The 17,766-nt window shown below is 46.3% G+C and carries 14 protein-coding genes; 12 read left to right on the forward strand and 2 right to left on the reverse strand.

The genetic code is table 11. The annotated features are described in order from the left end of the window. Window positions 1-51: 51 nt before the first annotated feature. The 5 genes from nhaA (at window position 52) to PV783_RS24035 (ending at window position 6,976) form a co-directional block, all read left to right on the forward strand. On the forward strand, window positions 52-1,263 hold the full coding sequence (nhaA, locus tag PV783_RS24015; RefSeq protein WP_420989885.1) for a Na+/H+ antiporter NhaA: 1,212 nt from the start codon (window positions 52-54) through the stop codon (window positions 1,261-1,263). A gap of 85 nt (window positions 1,264-1,348) precedes the next feature. Next, the gene (locus tag PV783_RS24020) at window positions 1,349-1,876 is read left to right on the forward strand and encodes a hypothetical protein (RefSeq protein ID WP_079473384.1); all 528 of its coding nucleotides are present in this window, start codon (window positions 1,349-1,351) and stop codon (window positions 1,874-1,876) included. Between the two features lie 99 nt (window positions 1,877-1,975). Continuing rightward, complete coding sequence (locus tag PV783_RS24025; RefSeq protein WP_420989886.1) at window positions 1,976-3,493, forward strand: NAD(P)H-hydrate dehydratase; 1,518 nt, start codon at window positions 1,976-1,978, stop codon at window positions 3,491-3,493. 180 nt (window positions 3,494-3,673) lie between these two features. Further along, entirely contained in the window at window positions 3,674-5,887 is a 2,214-nt protein-coding gene (locus tag PV783_RS24030; protein WP_079473382.1) for a sodium-translocating pyrophosphatase, read from the forward strand. A gap of 459 nt (window positions 5,888-6,346) precedes the next feature. Next, the gene (locus PV783_RS24035; protein WP_420989887.1) at window positions 6,347-6,976 is read left to right on the forward strand and encodes an NAD(P)-dependent oxidoreductase; all 630 of its coding nucleotides are present in this window, start codon (window positions 6,347-6,349) and stop codon (window positions 6,974-6,976) included. 46 nt (window positions 6,977-7,022) lie between these two features. Here PV783_RS24035 and PV783_RS24040 read toward each other — a convergent pair whose 3' ends face one another. Beyond that, window positions 7,023-8,021: a helix-turn-helix transcriptional regulator gene (locus PV783_RS24040; protein ID WP_420989888.1), complete on the reverse strand. Its 999-nt coding sequence runs from the start codon at window positions 8,019-8,021 to the stop codon at window positions 7,023-7,025. 110 nt (window positions 8,022-8,131) lie between these two features. Here PV783_RS24040 and PV783_RS24045 point away from each other — a divergent pair, with 110 nt between their 5' ends. The 7 genes from PV783_RS24045 to PV783_RS24075 all read left to right on the forward strand — a co-directional run bounded on the left by PV783_RS24045 (window position 8,132) and on the right by PV783_RS24075 (window position 16,877). After that, window positions 8,132-8,344, forward strand: coding sequence for a hypothetical protein (locus PV783_RS24045; protein ID WP_079473379.1), 213 nt, complete (start codon window positions 8,132-8,134; stop codon window positions 8,342-8,344). Window positions 8,345-8,527: 183 nt separating this feature from the next. Beyond that, entirely contained in the window at window positions 8,528-10,909 is a 2,382-nt protein-coding gene (locus tag PV783_RS24050; RefSeq protein ID WP_079473378.1) for a TonB-dependent receptor, read from the forward strand. 21 nt (window positions 10,910-10,930) lie between these two features. Continuing rightward, window positions 10,931-11,794: a DUF4249 domain-containing protein gene (locus tag PV783_RS24055; protein ID WP_420989889.1), complete on the forward strand. Its 864-nt coding sequence runs from the start codon at window positions 10,931-10,933 to the stop codon at window positions 11,792-11,794. Window positions 11,795-11,913: 119 nt separating this feature from the next. Further along, complete coding sequence (locus PV783_RS24060; RefSeq protein ID WP_420989890.1) at window positions 11,914-12,792, forward strand: sterol desaturase family protein; 879 nt, start codon at window positions 11,914-11,916, stop codon at window positions 12,790-12,792. A gap of 154 nt (window positions 12,793-12,946) precedes the next feature. Then, on the forward strand, window positions 12,947-13,336 hold the full coding sequence (locus PV783_RS24065; RefSeq protein WP_079473376.1) for a BlaI/MecI/CopY family transcriptional regulator: 390 nt from the start codon (window positions 12,947-12,949) through the stop codon (window positions 13,334-13,336). Between the two features lie 10 nt (window positions 13,337-13,346). Further along, complete coding sequence (locus PV783_RS24070; RefSeq protein ID WP_420989891.1) at window positions 13,347-15,632, forward strand: M56 family metallopeptidase; 2,286 nt, start codon at window positions 13,347-13,349, stop codon at window positions 15,630-15,632. A 114-nt stretch (window positions 15,633-15,746) separates the two neighbouring features. Next, window positions 15,747-16,877 (forward strand): C1 family peptidase, encoded by a 1,131-nt coding sequence (locus tag PV783_RS24075; RefSeq protein ID WP_420989892.1) that lies wholly within the window; start codon window positions 15,747-15,749, stop codon window positions 16,875-16,877. Window positions 16,878-17,038: 161 nt separating this feature from the next. Here the strand turns inward: PV783_RS24075 and PV783_RS24080 are convergent, their stop codons facing one another. Then, entirely contained in the window at window positions 17,039-17,326 is a 288-nt protein-coding gene (locus PV783_RS24080) for an acylphosphatase (protein WP_370907917.1), read from the reverse strand. Window positions 17,327-17,766 lie beyond the last annotated feature (440 nt).

Genomic DNA, 17,766 nt, shown 5'->3' on the forward strand with positions numbered 1-17,766 from the left:
ATTTCCAATATTATCTCTCCCGGAAATATTTTTTTACCCAAAAGAAATGCTGTGATCAAGACCTCTATTAACATCATCCGGAAAACACTGATATCCCCTATCCACACCTTTCTGAAAGATAGTCGCGCGGTAGGAATAGTACTCATTGTATGCACCATCATATCAATGATACTGGCTAACTCCGGTGTGCAGGAAGATTATATAGGGTTCTGGAATACTTTATTTGATCCCGCAGGCGGTCACCATTATCAATACAGGTCTTTACACCTGCCCAATTCCTACCTGTTATGGATAAACGACGGTATGATGGTACTGTTCTTTTTCCTCGTAGGAATGGAAATAAAAAGAGAACTTACCGTGGGAGAATTATCTTCTGTGCGCAAATCCATTTTGCCGGTACTGGCTGCCATCGGCGGAATGCTGTTCCCCGCGCTGATCTTCGCCCTCTTCAATAAAAATACGCCGTATGCACATGGCTGGGGTATTCCTATGGCTACCGATATTGCTTTCTCGCTGGGCATTTTGTCACTGCTGGGCAGAAGAGTGCCTGTAACGCTCAAAATTTTCCTGATGGCGCTGGCCATTATCGACGACCTGGGCGCCATATTAACCATTGCCATCTTTTATACCCCACACCTGGATGTAAAATATTTACTGATCGGCGGCGGTGTATTGCTCATCCCGCTGTTATTGAACTTCCTGAAAGTACAACGCCTGATCTTTTATTATATCCCCGGTATTGTACTCTGGTATTGCGTCTTCAATTCCGGCGTGCATGCCACTATTGCAGGGGTATTACTGGCATTCTGTATTCCGCAGGACCGTATAGCCGGACTGGTGCATAGTTTACATGACCCGGTGAATTTTATTATCATGCCTGTGTTTGCCCTCGCCAATACTGCCATCCTTTTACCCACAGATATCAGCGGCGCGCTGCACAATAAAATCAGTTACGGCATCATTGCCGGATTGGTATTGGGAAAACCACTGGGTATTTTTACGCTTTCCTTTGCTGCCGTAAAACTCAAGCTGGCTACCCTGCCTTCAAAATCAGGCTGGTTACAGCTTGCCGGCGTTGGACTTATTGCCGGTATTGGTTTTACCATGTCTATTTTTATTTCTTCACTGGCCTACCAGGAAAGGGAAATGCAGATTATAGCTATCATGTCAGTAATTGTTGCTTCCCTAGCAGCAGGCCTCGCCGGATTTATTTTTCTGCGACTGATCAAACCGGTTGGCACTGTTCTTGCAAAGCAACCCTGAAATTAATTTCGTCGTGTATATACTTTAGAGAACATGCCAACGTTTCTCAACGTATATTTTTAAGTTTCATTCAAACAACACATCTATGAAAAAAGTCGTGTTACTTTTCAGCCTTATTGCTGTACTTGCGATCCAGGCAAACGCGCAGAAGAAAAAAAGTTATCAGAGCAGCGATCCATCCAACTACGAAACCGCACTGGGTATTCGCCTGAATCCGTGGGTAGTAGGCTTTACCATCAAGCATTTCATTAAGGGTCCTCACGCAATAGAAGGACTGGTAACCACCAACCACTCGCACAAAACAAATGTTACTTTTACCGGGTTGTATGAATACAACTGGAATATAGGCGTACCTGGATTGAACATGTATGCCGGTGGTGGTGCGCACGTAGGCTTCTACGACCGTCGTGATTACGACTGGGACCGTTATATAGATAAAGGCAAAGGTACTTATGTGTCTCCGGGTCTGGATGGCATCATCGGTGTCGAATATACTTTCAAGAAAATTCCTTTAAACATCAGTGCTGATCTGAAACCTTACGTACAGTTTGTTGGACCCACCAACTATCTTGGTGAGGAGATCGGCGGTGTGTCTGCCAGATATACTTTTTAATCCAGGCGACCACTTCATTACAAACGGATCATGAGGCAAGCATGGTCCGTTTTTTTATGTTCCTTATTTTGGAGTAATTTTAATGTTCAACATCCGGACATGAAAATCTTCTCCGCTGCACAGATCCGGGAGGCAGATGCCTTCACCATCGCTCATGAACCCATCAGCAGTATACACCTGATGGAAAGAGCCGCCGGACAATGTGCCGCCTGGCTGGAAGATCATTATTCCCCCGCACACCCGGTTTATATTTTTTGCGGAAAAGGAAATAACGGGGGAGATGGACTGGTTATAGCCCGCTTAATGCTCGGTCATGGTTACGATGTACATACCTGTATATTGCAGCATAGCAGCCAAGCAAGCCCCGACCACGAACACCAGCTCCGCACCCTGCAACAGCTGCATCCCGCAGGGATTTATACCATCGGCGATGTATCCGACTTTCCGGAACTCCCTCCCAATGCCATTATCATAGACGCTATTTTTGGTACCGGTATGAGCCGCCCGGTAGACGGCTGGGTAGCAGGGATTATACACCTCATCAACGACCAGCGCCACAAACATCCCATTATAGCCATCGACATGCCCTCCGGCCTGATGGCCGATGAAAGCAGTGTGCATAACCCCGTGGTTAAGGCGCACACCACCCTGAGCTTTGAATTTTATAAACTGGCTTTCCTGCTCCCGGAAAATGCACCGTACGCAGGAGATGTACACATTTTGCCGATAGGGCTACACCCGGACTATATAACGCAAACGCCTGCACGATATCACCTGTCCGACCGTGAAATGATGCGCACCATTTACCGCCCCCGTGATCCCTTTGCCCATAAAGGCACCTACGGCCACGCACTGCTCATTGCCGGCAGCTATGGAAAAATGGGCGCAGCAGTGCTAAGTGCGCGCGCCTGCCTCCGCGCCGGAGTGGGCCTGCTTACCTGTCATGTTCCCCAATGCGGTACCCAGATCATGCAGATCAGCGAACCAGCCGCCATGTGCATCACCGACGAAGACGCCCACTACAGCACCCATTTTCATAAAGGAATCAGTTCTGCCGGTTACAAGGCCATCGGCATTGGTCCCGGTATCGGCACACAACCCGGAACAGCCAAATCGCTCGAAGTGCTGATGGACGCCTGGCAACACCCGATGGTGATAGATGCCGACGCCCTCAACCTGCTTTCCGTATATCCCTACCTGTTATATAAAGTGCCGAAAGGATCCCTGCTGACCCCGCATCCGAAAGAGTTTGAGCGGTTATTCGGTAAAACTGCCAACGATATAGCACGACTGGAGTTATTATCAAAAAAAGCAGTGGAACTGCAGCTGTATATTTTACTGAAAGGACGGTACACGGCCATTGCCTGCCCGGATGGCGCCGTATATTTCAATCACACCGGCAACCCCGGTATGGCTACCGGTGGCAGCGGGGATGTACTCACCGGGATCCTGACCGGTTTGCTGGCGCAGGAGTATACCCCAAAGGCCGCCATGCTGCTGGGCGTGTGGCTGCACGGCTATGCCGGCGACCTGGCAGCGGCGCAGCTCTCACAGGAAGCCATGACCGCATCTGACATTATCTCCTCACTGGGCAACGCCTTCCGGGAAGGCATCTGAGCGCTTTATTTTTTTTCGCCTGAAATACTTACTCATGGCCCATGTGTACAATAATTTTATTTACCGCGTACACAATTAATAATTTATGTTTTATATTCATTTGAATATTTTTTTTTGGAATCCTATTTTTTTTAATTAATAAACTTTTTTGTCAACCACGTATTTATAAATTTCGCTTACATGAATATAGTTTACCTCGTTCCATGTTTTGGATTATTGGCTTTGTTGTATACGGCTGTTAAAAGCTCCTGGGTTACACGCCAGGATGCAGGTAACGACAAGATGAAAGAGATAGCCCAGCATATCGCTGAAGGCGCTATGGCATTTCTGAAAGCTGAGTATAAAGTCCTTATTTACTTTGTGATTATTGCCGCCCTGCTGTTGGGATACATGGGAGCTACACATGAAAACTCCCACTGGTCTATCGCACTGGCTTTTGTGATTGGTGCGGTATTTTCCGCCACTGCGGGTTTCATCGGCATGAAAATAGCCACCAAAGCCAATGTGCGTACCGCGCATGCAGCGCGTACCAGTCTTGCTAAAGCGCTGCAGGTATCTTTTACCGGCGGTTCTGTAATGGGAATGGGTGTTGCCGGCCTGGCAGTTCTCGGATTAGGCTCCTTATTTATTATACTGAAATCATATTTCGGGGCGGAAGCCAATACCGCTGAAATGATTAAAACCATTGAAGTGCTTACCGGCTTTTCTTTGGGTGCAGAAAGTATTGCGCTGTTTGCCCGTGTGGGTGGCGGTATTTACACCAAAGCGGCTGATGTGGGCGCCGACCTGGTAGGTAAAGTTGAAGCCGGCATCCCGGAAGATGATCCCCGGAATCCCGCTACCATTGCGGATAACGTGGGTGATAACGTAGGTGACGTAGCCGGTATGGGCGCCGATCTGTTCGGTTCATACGTAGCCACCGTATTGGCCACTATGGTGCTGGGTTCTGAAACCGTTTCGCATGACGCATTCGGCGGCATCGCCCCTATCCTGCTGCCAATGATCATCGCCGGCGCAGGTATCATCTTTTCCATGATCGGAACCCTCTTTGTTCGCATCGGCGAAGGCTCCGGGCTGAATACCGGCGTAGTGCAAAAAGCGCTGAACATGGGAAACTGGGGTTCTATTATATTAACAGCCGTTGTTTCCTATTTCCTGGTAAACTGGATCCTCCCGGAAAGCGCCATGACCTTACGTGGTCATGAATTTACCCGCGGACAGGTATTCGGCGCCATCATGGTAGGACTGGCAGTGGGTACGCTGATCAGTATCATCACAGAATACTATACTGCCATGGGTAAACGCCCGGTAAAATCAATTATCCGTCAATCTGCTACCGGGGCGGCTACCAATATTATTGGTGGTTTGTCTGTTGGTATGGAATCCACTACCCTGCCCATCCTGGTGCTGGCCGCCGGTATTGCCGGTTCCTTCCACCTGGCTGGCTTGTATGGTGTTGCCATTGCCGCAGCCGGTATGATGGCCACTACAGCCATGCAGCTGGCCATCGATGCCTTTGGCCCTATTGCCGATAACGCCGGTGGTATTGCGGAAATGAGTGAACTCCCTAAAGAAGTAAGAGAAAAAACAGATATCCTCGATGCAGTAGGTAACACTACTGCCGCTACCGGTAAGGGTTTTGCCATTGCGTCCGCTGCTTTAACCGCACTGGCGCTGTTTGCCGCCTTTGTGGGTGTGGCTGGTATCCAGGGTATCGACATTTATAAAGCCAACGTACTGGCAGGTTTGTTTGTGGGCGGTATGATCCCGTTCATCTTCTCCTCCCTTGCTATTGCGGCGGTAGGCCGTGCAGCGATGGCGATGGTGGAAGAAGTACGCCGCCAGTTCCGCGAAATACCCGGCATCATGGAAGGTACCGGCAAACCGGAGTACGATAAATGTGTGGCTATTTCCACGCAGGCATCTATCCGTGAAATGATGCTGCCAGGCGCTATTGCCCTGATCTCTCCTTTGCTGGTGGGCTTTATAGCCGGTCCGGAAGTATTGGGCGGGTTCCTCGCCGGTGCTACCGTTAGTGGTGTGCTGATGGGAATTTTCCAGAACAACGCCGGTGGCGCCTGGGATAACGCAAAGAAATCTTTCGAGAAAGGTGTGGAAATCAACGGCGAAACTTACTACAAAAAATCTGAGCCGCATAAAGCATCTGTAACCGGCGATACCGTAGGTGATCCGTTTAAAGATACTTCCGGCCCGAGTATGAACATCCTCATCAAACTGATGTCTATCGTGTCATTGGTGATTGCGCCTACCCTGGCGGAGATGTTTCATACCAAACAACCACCGGTTCCTCCTACTGTTAAAACAGAAACGGTAAAACCGGCCACCAAAACGGTAAGCAGCAAGGTGACTGCTTATCTTGTAGAAAAGAAATAACTTTCGCGGATATTGTCTTTCTCAGGATTAACCGTGATTAAGGTGATTTACTTGATTTAACTTTTTGGATTTTGTATATGATTTGGGGAGATGTAAGCGGGTATAACCACTTATATCTCCCCAAATCTTTTTAAATCAAAAGTGATCAAATCCCTAAATCAGCTTAATCACGGTTAATCCTGAGAAAGACAACATCCGCTTACATCTCCCCAAATCTTTCTACATCAAAAGTGATCAAATCCCTAAATCAGCTTAATCACGGTTAATCCTGAGAAAGACAACATCCGCAAAAAACAATTGGTAATTAAAATATCTTCCCTATCTTTGTACTGTAATTATTTTTATTACAGATCAAGGGATCTGTTTTTTTATCCCTTAAACTGTAATATTTTTTCTAACAATTAGAACAATCAGCACGGGCAGGCTGTATTATTTAGTCACTACAAAAAAATAAAAATCATGAAAGTTGCCATCATCGGAGCATCCGGATTTATAGGATCAGCCATTTTAAATGAAGCGCTGAGCAGAGGACATGAAGTTACCGCTATCGTTCGTCACCCGGAAAAGATAACCGTTACCAACGCGCATCTTACCGTAAAAAAAGGAGACGCCACCAACGAAGCGGAATTAATCCCGCTGCTGGCTGGCAATGAAGCCGTGATCAGCTCCTACAGCGCCCACGACTCCGCCACCTACGTAAAAGCTATCAACGCCATTATTAATGCTACCAAAAAGTCCGGTATCAAAAGGCTGATCGCTGTTAGTGGTGCAGGCAGCCTGGAAATCGCCCCGGGCGTACAATTGCTGGATACACCCGAATTCCCTGCAGAATGGAAAGGCGGCGCCACTGCCACCCGCGACGCATTCAATGTGATTAAACAATCTACAGATCTCGACTGGACCGTGATTAGCCCGGCTATGATGATAGAACCAGGTGAACGCACCGGAAAATTCCGTTTGGGTACCAACCAGGTAGTATTCAATGATAAAGGTGAGAGTAAAATTTCTTCAGCCGACTACGCCGTAGCCTTGCTGGACGAACTGGAACAGCCGCAACATATCAAACAACGCTTTACACTGGCGTATTAATAAAAGGGACAGGAGAAACGAATCGTTTCTCCTGTCCCTTTTATTTTTAACCCCTGACTTTCCCGGGACTTATCCCGAATTTCTTACGGAAAGCAGTACTGAAGTGCTGGGGAGATGAATACCCTGCCTGTTCCGCAATGAGCGACATGGGCAGATCGCCTCCCTGTATCAGTTCCCTGGCCAGTTCCAGGCGGTGGTCGTTCAAATAACCAAACACCGTATTATCAAAAATGGCCTTAAAGCCTGATTTCAATTTAAATTCATTCAATCCCGCTTTGCGCGATAACTCCTCCAGGCTCAGTGGCTGTTGCACATGCTGTATCACCAGGTCCCTCGCGTAATACAGCTTCTCCACATCCTGCGGAGTGATTTTATTGCGTAAAGGCGTACCGGACGATTGGGTCGCTTCCATCTGCTCACATTGCAAAGCCAGTAACTCCATAGCTTTCGACTGTAAGAACAGCTTTTTCAAACCTCCCTGGAATTTACATTGACGCACCTCCTCCATCACCATCTTCATACGGGGAGTGATCCGGGGATTATACTTATCCGCCAGCGTAACGGATTTATTCCCGGCCACGTTATTGGCCAATCCATCCAGCACCCGCCCATTATTCTCTGCCAGCTCCAGGAAACGCGCCGGTGTAAAGCTCAGGCCCAAAAAGTGAATGTCCCGCTGCTTCTTTACCGCTATCGTCTCCGTTTGCGCCGGACTAAACATAAGATTATGCTCCTGTGTAGAAAACCTGAAATTGTCTGAAATGCCACCCAGTGTGGTAGTAATATCTCCCTGTTCCATGAACAGGAGCATCACCAGGGGTTCCATAAAATCCGAAGAAATATGGATATTCTCGTAAACCTGTGCCTCGCAACAGGCAATACTGGTGCCTTCGAAGTTATATTCGTGCACAGTTGCAGAGCCAAAATCCTTTTGCAGTTCCTGGGTTTCTTCAATCATTCCCCTGGAACGGATCTTATGGTAATCGAAAGGAATTTCTTCCGTTAGCAATACCTGGTTGGCATCATCTGTAATAACTACGCCCATAAAAAAATCCGTTTCGTATAATTGATAATCCGTCTCGTGTAACAGTTATATGGGATAACAGTAGCAAATTTGCATAAAAATATTCCGAATACTCAAAAAAATTATCATCTATGTTGGGAATATTCCGTACCAATATTACAACTGTTCAGGATAGAAACAATGTGATTGACGCCATTTCAGCACAATTTACCGTAAATGCCTGTAGCGTAGACCTGGAAGACTGTGACAAAGTACTACGCATTGTAAGCCCTCAATCATTGGCAGAACAAACTATTATAGATTTTGTAACCCGGCTCGGGTTTAACTGTGCCATCCTGGATTAACAGGGGCTTACATTTTATTGAAAAAGGAAGGCATGAGCCTTCCTTTTTTCGTTAAATCATGTTATAACACAATTATGATTTAAAAAAATAATTTATCGCCGTAGGGGTAACATATTTTTGCAACGTCTTATATGCATGCAACAAAAATGCAACAGACATAATATAAAACTGCATCTGACTTTTATGAAAACTAAGGCAACCATGTTGCTGTCTCTGCTCATTTTGATCCTCGCAGGACAATCAGCAACCGCACAGCAGCAACGATATACCGTAAGCGGCTATGTAAAAGACAAGAAAAACGGGGAAAGCCTGGTAGGCATTTCCATTGGCAAAAGCGGCACCAGTCTGGGTACCGTGAGTAACCAATACGGATTTTACTCCCTTACGCTTCCGGCCGGAGAACACGAACTGCAGTTCTCTTATATGGGCTACGGTACTTATAAAACAACCGTTAACCTGAGAAAGAATGTTACACTCGATGTAAGCATGGAAGCCACCAGCAGCCAGCTGAACGTAGTAACCGTTAACGGCCAGAAACAGGAACGGACAGTTAATACCCTGAATACCAGCATCAACAAACTGGATATACAGCAAATGAAAAAGATGCCCACCTTCATGGGTGAGGTAGATGTATTGCGGGCCATCCAGACCCTCCCCGGCGTTAACACCGTTGGTGAAGGCGCTTCCGGCTTTAACGTACGCGGTGGTAACAGCGATGAAAACCTCATCCTCCTGGATGAAGCGCCGGTATACAACTCCACCCACATGCTTGGCTTCTTCTCTGTATTCAACCCGGATGCCGTTAAAAGCCTCAACCTCATCAAAGGTGGATTTCCCGCTGAATACGGTGGCAGAACCTCTTCTGTACTGGATATCCGTATGAAAGACGGTAACAACCAGGACTTCAACGTAAACGGCGGTATCGGTAACATCTTCAGCCGCCTGTCGGTGGAAGGCCCGCTGGTAAAGGATAAATCCTCCTTTATAGTGGCCGCCAGAAGATCCTATATAGATATCCTGATGAAACCTTTTGTAAAGGGGGATATGAAAGATACCAAGCTCAATTTCTACGATCTTACCGCCAAAGCCAACTACAAATTCAATAAAAATAACTCCTTGTTTGTAAGCGGTTATTTTGGCAGAGACGTTTTTGGTTTTGGAAAAGATATAAACATGAACTGGGGCAACACTACCGCCACCGTAAGATGGAACCACGTATTCACCAACCGCCTGTTCATGAACTTTACTACTTATTATAGTAAGTATGATTACAGCCTGAAGTTCAGCAACGATTCCAAGAAAGCAACCAATGAAGATTCACAGGGATACGACTGGACATCTAACATTATCAACTACGGTGTAAAACCTTCCTTCACCTATTACATCAATGCCGCCAACAGCCTGCATTTCGGGGTACAAGGCATCTATTACACCTTTAAACCAGGTACAGGTACCAGCACGGAAGGATCACTTAAACACGTTAAACAAATTAATGATCAGCACGCACTGGAATCAGCTGTATACCTGGATCATGAATTTAAACCAACAAAGAAATTCGGGATCCAGTACGGAGGCCGTTTATCTGCCTATCAATTCATCGGTAAAGGAACTGCCTACTATTTTAATGATACCACACCAGGCATCCGTAAGCGGTTAATCGGCAGCAAAGACTACAATGGTAATGACCTGATCAAAGGCTACTATTACTTCGAACCCAGGATCAGTGCCCGGTATGCGTTTACAGATGAACACGCCGTGAAGCTGGCCTATAGCAGAACTACACAGTTCATGCACCAGCTGTCCAACACCGCATCCCCTACTCCCCTGGATATCTGGACACCCAGCACCAACAATATCAAACCAATGGTGTCTGACCAGTATACCGCAGGCTACTTTTACAATGCGCCTAATGACGCCTACGAACTGTCGGCCGAAGTGTTTTATAAAACCACCGACAACCAGCTGGATTACATCGACAACGCCAACCTGCAGCTGAATCCCCTTATCGAAGCAGATCTGCTGCCTTCCCAGGGACGCGCGTACGGACTGGAACTCTATGCGAAAAAAGATATCGGCAAAACTACCGGTTGGGTAAGCTATACACTGTCACGCACAGAAAGAAAAACCATCGGTATCAGTATGGATGAATGGTTCCTGAACCGTTACGACCGCACCCACAACCTGAACCTGGTGTTAACACATACTTTCACGAAACGTACCTCCCTGTCGGCCAACTGGGTATTCGCCTCCGGCACACCGGGAACTTTCGCGGATAACAGGCTGGAATTCCAGGACTGGGACATTCCTTACAACAGTACCGAGAAACGCAACAACTACCGCCTGCCGGCATATCACAGGCTGGATCTGTCTATGACACTGAAAGGCAAACAGCTGAAACGCTGGAAAGGAGAATGGGTATTCTCACTGTATAACGTATATGGCCGCAGAAATGCCTACACCATCTACTTTAAACAAAACGACGATGATCCTACCAAACGGGAAGCAGTACGCCTGTCTATCATAGGCTCTATTATCCCTGGTATCACATATAACTTCAAGTTCTAATTGTCCAAAATTCAAGATCAGATGAAAAAGTCATTATTCCTCATATTGTTTGCTGTTGCTGCAGGTTTCACCGCCTGCGAAGACAAGATTGACCTGGACATTGCGAAAGGAATATCTTACCCGGTACTGGATGCATGGATTACCAATGAAGCCGGTATACAAACCATCAAGTTTACCATGTCGGTTCCTTATACGGATAACAGCCCAGCTCCCATCATCGATGATGCGAAGATCACCCTGTTTGACCTGACTACCGGCGAGTCTTATCCGTTCCTGTTCAAAGACAACAAATACACCTACAACGCTTCCAACAAAGCTATCGGTATTATAGGGCACGGATACAAGCTGCATGTGGAATTCAAAGGTGAAATATTTGAAGCGTTCGACAGTATCAAAAGAGTAACAACCATAGATTCTATCTCTTATGAATTCAAAACAAAAGAGGAATCTATCAGCAACAAAGAAGGCTACTACGCCAAGTTCCACGCCAGGGACCTGGCCGGTGCAACAGATTATTACTGGATCCGCTCCTACCGTAATGATACGCTCAGGCGCCTGGAAGATAACTTCTCCATTGACGGTTCCTACGATGAAGGCGTTTCCGATGGCAACACATTCATTTTACCGATAAGAGAAGGCATCACTGACTATGATAAACCTTACCAGGTAAATGAAAAGGCCATCGTAAGAATGCTTTCCCTCACCCACCCAAGCTACGATTTCCTTACCCAGGTAAATAACCAGGTAAATTCCGGCGGATTATTTGCCAAAGTGTTGGAAAACGTAAAAAGCAATGTACATAATACCACTCCTTCCGGTAAAACGAGGATCCTGGGCTGGTTTGGTACGTCTGCCGTGAGCCGCGCAGAGAGAACATTTAAATAGTGCCTGTTTTTAATACTACAATGCAGCGGGGAAACTTTTTCTCCGCTGCATTTTTGCTTTCATCACCGCGGGAAGCCCGGCAAAAAATCGTTAACTTCCGTAACAGAAAGTTTCCACATATGCCTCCCGACCTGATAACATATGCCATTCCCGGATTTGTGCTGTTGATACTGCTGGAAATCGTTTTTACGGCCATCGATAAAAAAAATATGTATGAGCCCAAAGATGCCCTCAGCAGCATTGCAATGGGCCTGGGCAATGTGTTTATCGGGATCTTCACCAAAGCTGTTATTTTTGGTATCTATCTTTTTCTTTACCAGTTCCGGCTGCTTACGTTGGGCTTTACCTGGTGGGCATGGGTATTATGTTTTTTTGCAGATGATTTCAGTTACTACTGGTTTCATCGCAGCAGTCATAGTATCCGTTTCTTCTGGGCCTCACATGTCATCCATCATTCGTCTGAAAAATACAACCTCGCCACCGCCCTGCGTCAAACCTGGACCGGCAATTTAACCGGCACCTTTACTTTCTGGCTCTGGATGCCGCTTGCCGGGTTCCATCCGGTGATGGTAATGAGCATGCAGGCCATCAGCCTGATTTACCAGTTCTGGATTCATACAGAAGTGATCCATAAATTACCGGCGCCCATAGAGTACGTGTTCAACACGCCCTCCCATCACCGCGTGCATCATGGCTCTGATATCGATTACCTGGACCGGAACCATGCGGGGATCCTCATTATCTGGGATCGCATGTTTGGTACCTTCACCCCGGAGAAGCAACGACCGGTATATGGCCTCACTAAAAATATACACACCTATAATCCCTTCCGTATTGCCACCCATGAATGGCTGGATATCTGGCGGGATGTGCGGCACGCCCGTTCTTTACGTGAGGCCGTGCACTATATTTTTGATGCCCCCGGCTGGAGCGCAGATGGCAGCCGGAAAACCACGCGGCAGCTACGAAGGGAACAGGCCCTGCCTGCCAGGGATTGAACATTGGCAAGCCTCATTTCCTCCCCTCTCTTTTTGTTAAAGAAAATGCAATTTTAAAAAAATCTCCCCTGATATTTTGCAATTACGAAAACTATCGTACATTTGTTTACGAAGATATTCGTACAACAATAATCATCATCCATAAATCATTGCTTTGAAACAGATCCGGCCTACAGAAAGTGAATTGGAAATTTTGGGCGTTCTCTGGGAAAAGGGCCCCAGCACCGTTCGTGAGATACATGATATTTTATCTCAAACGAAAGATGCCGGCTACACCACTACCCTCAAACTGATGCAGATCATGCATGAAAAAGAGCTGTTGCAGCGCGATACCAGCAGCAAAACTCATGTATACACTGCCGCCATTTCACAGCAGAAAACACAGCAACAATTACTGGATAAAATGATAGATACCGTTTTTGGCGGTTCGGCTTCACAACTGGTTATGCAGGCCCTCGGCCATCATCAGTCGTCGGGAGAAGAACTGGAAAAGATCCGGCAATATCTTACTGCAATAGAAAAAGAACAAAAGGAAAACAGGTAAATCTAGTACTATGAATGTATTACCTATTACGGGCGACTTCGTGCGCGCCCTGGGTTGGACGATCCTTCATTCCATGTGGCAGGCGTTCTTCATCTATGCCTGCTTACGGATAGTATTAAAACTCTGGCCACAGGCGGGCGCACGGATAAAATACAATCTGTCGCTGCTCTCGCTCTCGGGCATTTTTACCTGGTTCCTTGCTACGTTGTATATGCATGTGCAACGACTGCAGGAAGCAAGAGAAGCAGTACTACACTTCAGTGGCACCCTTACTCCGCAGGAAACGGTTCATCTCACCGCCGTGTATCCCAGCCAGGACCCGCTGATATGGCTGTTTCCCAACCTTGAACTTTGTTTTCCTTTCCTGGTAGCACTATACATTACCGGTATGGCCGGCATGATCGTCAAACTATTATCCGATCTGTTTCAACTCCGTAAGATCCGTACTACCCGGATAGAGCCTATGGGAGAAGCATGGGATAAACACCTGGATAAACTGGCCGCCAGATTACAGATTCCCCGCAAGGTGAAACTCCTCATCTCCAGGCATGTACAGGTCCCCGTGATGCTGGGATTTTTAAAACCCCTCATCCTCTTACCGGTAGCAATGGTGAATAACCTTACGGAAGCACAGCTGGAAGCAGTACTGCTGCATGAACTGGCGCATATCAAACGCAATGATTATCTGTTAAATATCTTCCAATCAATTGTTGAAACAATTCTTTTCTTCAATCCTTTTGTATGGCTGATTTCCAAAATCATCCGTATGGAAAGGGAACATTGTTGCGACGACCTGGTTATAGCCAGTACCGTACAACCACTGCAATATGCGCATGCACTGGTAGCGTTGGAGGAATACCGCCTTACCGCCAACCGGCTTACTATGGCTGCTGCAGACAGTAAACAACATCTGTTTCACCGCATTAAACGCATCATGGAAATGAAAACTAAACACCTTAATTATAGCCAGAAATTTTTAGCCGTACTTATCATCGCCACTGGCCTTATATCTATTGCATGGCTAAACCCTGCTAAAGGAAAAGATCATAACGACCAGCAGCAACCGGTAAAAGCAAAAATTGTAAAAGACAACGCTCCGCAGAAAAAGCTGGCCGCCGTTGAACCGGATGAAACTACCCGCAAATTCCGGGAACAACTGGAAATTGCTACCACAGATACCGTTCTTCCTGCGCCACCACCAACACCTGCTCCTGAACCGGTAACTGCTCCTGTTCCTGAGCCTGTGCCAGCACCATTACCACCAGTGGCACCTCTGGCGCCATTAAAAGAGGATCTGTCAGTAGACCTTTCAGATATCCAGGTAACAGCCCAGAGCAACGTTTCCACCAATGTAAATACACAGGTAAACGTAAATAAGAATAATAAACGCACTGCAACAACCAACAAAGCGCAGGCATTTAATTACAACTATAAATTCGACTACCAGGTCAACAAAGATGAAGTACGCCAGCAGATCCGGGAAGCACAAAAAAGCATCCAGCAGGCCATGCAGCAGCTGAACCAGGTAAATATGAAAAAAGTACAGGCGGATATAGCCGAAGCCACCAAAAATATTAAATGGGATGAAGTATCTGCCGAAGCCCGTAAGGCACAGGAAGAAAGCGTGAAAGCCCTGAAAAATATTGACTGGAGCAAAATCAGCGCCGCACAGAAAGAAGCCGCTGAAGCACTGAAGAACATTGATTTTGCTGCACTCAACAAAAATCTCCAGGCCGCATACGCTGGCGTCAACACCAAGGAATTCTACGATAAGGTAAGCAAAGAAACTAAGGCGGGTCTTAAAGCAGCCAGCCAGGCCACTCAACATGCTGCCTCCTCCCTGGAAGAAGCCCGCAAAAACAGGGCGGAAGCACTCGCCAATGCCGCAAGGGTACGGGAAAATATCGCCAGGGAAAGAGAAGTTACCCAGAAAAACAGGGATGGAGAACTAAGAGCGAGGGAAGGCGATGAAAGAGCAAAAGAAGGAGAAAGAAGAGCGAAAGAAGGAGCTGAAAGAGCGAAAGAAGGTGAAAGGAGAGCGAAAGAAGGGGCTGAAAGAGCGAAAGAAGGTGAAAAAAGAGCCGCCTTTTATAAAGAAATGATCTCCCAAATGGAGGCAGATAAGCTCCTGGACGCCCAAAAAGGTTATAAGGTAGAAAAAAATGAAAACGGACTGTTCATCAATGATGTTAAACAACCGGACAACGTGGTAAACAAATACCAGAAATACCTGCAAACAAAACAGGTGATCATAAAAGGTTCTGCAAACTCATATCATTCCGACATACAAAACTGATTTACTGCCATTCTATTGCAGATTGCATCCGTACCATTACCGTTCATACGGTAATGGTATTTTTTATTATACGGGTTCACTTATCTTTAGGTTAATAATTTAATGAGATCGCATATGAAAACATTTTGTTTAACCCTTGCCATGTTCATCGCCTTAGCAGCGGGTGCACAGGAAAAGGGCGTTGTAATCAGCAATCTGGAAAACGGTAAAATCAATGCAGCCACCCCGGTTAAAAACCAGGGCATGACCGGCACCTGCTGGTCATTCTCCTCTACTTCTATGGTAGAATCGGAGTGTTTACGAAAAGGACTGCCGGAACTGGATCTGTCTGAAATGTTTACCGCCCGCAACATCTATATAGAAAAAGCCAAAAATTATGTTCGTCGCCAGGGCTTCGCCCGTTTCGATGAAGGCGGACTGGCACACGATGTAATCCATTCCATAGCTGCCTATGGCATAGAACCGGAAAGCGTTTACAGCGGTCTAAAAGGCAATGCCACCGTCCACAACCACTCAGAAATGGTGGTGACCATGAAAAAATACCTCGACAGTATCATCAAGGTATCGCCTGTACCGGATAACTGGATATCACAGTTTACAGGGATCCTCGATCAATACATGGGAGCGCCTCCTGCCACTTTTGAATATAACGGCAAAACATATACTCCGCAAAGCTTTGCAAAGGAAGTGGTGAAGTTCAATGAAGACGATTATGTTTTCCTGACTTCTTTTACACACCATCCTTTCTACAAGTCCTTTATCATTGAAGTACCGGATAATTTCTCCAACGGCGCTTATTTCAATGTGCCCGTAAAGGAACTGACTGGTATTACGGAATCCGCCCTGCAAAAAGGCTATACGGTATTATGGGATGCAGACGTAAGCAACCGCGGGTTCGCCAGCAGCAAAGGATTTGCATTACTCACTTCACCGGAAATCACGCTGAAAAAAGATAGTATCGATCCTGATATGACTGAACCCGTATATACACAGGATTCACGTCAAAAGCTATACGAAGAGTTGATTACACAGGATGATCACCTGATGCACATTACCGGGATCGAAAAATCACCAAAGGGTAAAACATTCTTCCTGGTAAAAAATTCATGGGGTAAAAATTCCAGTCCGTTTGGAGGCTACGTAAATGTATCCGAAGCTTACTTCGCAGTAAACACCATCACGATCGTTGTTCCCAAAGCCGCACTGGATAAGTCTTTCCAAAAGAAATACACCAGTACTAACTAAATAAACATGCATGACAAAAGCGCAAAGAAATTTTCACGGTTGTATTCAGTTGCGTTGCTCCGTAAAATTTCTTTGCGCCTGTTGTCTGCCGGTCACGGATAGCTTTATCTGCGATTGATTGGCATAGGTAACGAAACACCTGCTGTTACCGGACCAGGGATTTATGAATAAAGGATAGTAAACCCTTTGATATGTTGTACATCACCGTCGGTGATTTCCAGTTCCTTCACTGCAGCCATAGCAGGCCCCGACCTGCACCATGCAATAAAATCTTCCATTTCTTCCGCTGTTCCCTCTGCCAGTATCCATACACTTCCGTCCAGCAGATTTTTAACTTGTCCGTGTATATGCATTGAATCGGCTACACGCTTTGCATTAGCTCTGAATCCTACTCCCTGCACACGGCCCTTCACAATAATTTCTTTGTGTACAACTGTCCTGGTTGCCATAAATTTATAACGATTTTCCCTGTAATGGTCTTCTTCGGATGGGGTTATATCACATGAATACAGCTCCCACTCAAAACATACTAAATATTCGTCAAAGATACAAACAACCGGAAAACTAATTACAGACAGGAACCTTCAGGGCATACCAGAAAAAGAAGAATTGGTTAAACAAACAACTATCTGAACCAGGATTTACCGGATTTATGGATACGCAGCAACCTATGAAAATGCTTGCCTACGGATCTAATAACCACTACAGCTCTATAGCCAGCCTGCAACAGCGGCCGAAAAACTGCAATAGCAACAGTATGAAAGGATGGTTAACTTGAGGGAAACAAACATTGATGAAAATTGATATAGGGGATAACAAATTATTTTATCCGTAACATTTCACCAATCCTGCGAATCTACCATCCGGTAATTCCTGAATCAGACTATAG

Source organism: Chitinophaga sp. CC14 (assembly GCF_048957795.1).
GTDB classification, from domain to species: Bacteria; Bacteroidota; Bacteroidia; order Chitinophagales; family Chitinophagaceae; genus Chitinophaga; species Chitinophaga ginsengisegetis.

Bases quoted from the DNA above. Each gene is read 5' to 3' on its own strand.
- PV783_RS24020 (WP_079473384.1), top strand. From the start codon at position 1,349: ATGAAAAAAGTCGTGTTACTTTTCAGCCTTATTGCTGTACTTGCGATC.
- PV783_RS24025 (WP_420989886.1), top strand. From the start codon at position 1,976: ATGAAAATCTTCTCCGCTGCACAGATCCGGGAGGCAGATGCCTTCACC.
- PV783_RS24030 (WP_079473382.1), top strand. From the start codon at position 3,674: ATGAATATAGTTTACCTCGTTCCATGTTTTGGATTATTGGCTTTGTTG.
- PV783_RS24035 (WP_420989887.1), top strand. From the start codon at position 6,347: ATGAAAGTTGCCATCATCGGAGCATCCGGATTTATAGGATCAGCCATT.
- PV783_RS24040 (WP_420989888.1), bottom strand. From the start codon at position 8,021: ATGGGCGTAGTTATTACAGATGATGCCAACCAGGTATTGCTAACGGAA.
- PV783_RS24045 (WP_079473379.1), top strand. From the start codon at position 8,132: ATGTTGGGAATATTCCGTACCAATATTACAACTGTTCAGGATAGAAAC.
- PV783_RS24050 (WP_079473378.1), top strand. From the start codon at position 8,528: ATGAAAACTAAGGCAACCATGTTGCTGTCTCTGCTCATTTTGATCCTC.
- PV783_RS24055 (WP_420989889.1), top strand. From the start codon at position 10,931: ATGAAAAAGTCATTATTCCTCATATTGTTTGCTGTTGCTGCAGGTTTC.
- PV783_RS24060 (WP_420989890.1), top strand. From the start codon at position 11,914: ATGCCTCCCGACCTGATAACATATGCCATTCCCGGATTTGTGCTGTTG.
- PV783_RS24070 (WP_420989891.1), top strand. From the start codon at position 13,347: ATGAATGTATTACCTATTACGGGCGACTTCGTGCGCGCCCTGGGTTGG.
- PV783_RS24075 (WP_420989892.1), top strand. From the start codon at position 15,747: ATGAAAACATTTTGTTTAACCCTTGCCATGTTCATCGCCTTAGCAGCG.
- PV783_RS24080 (WP_370907917.1), bottom strand. From the start codon at position 17,326: ATGGCAACCAGGACAGTTGTACACAAAGAAATTATTGTGAAGGGCCGT.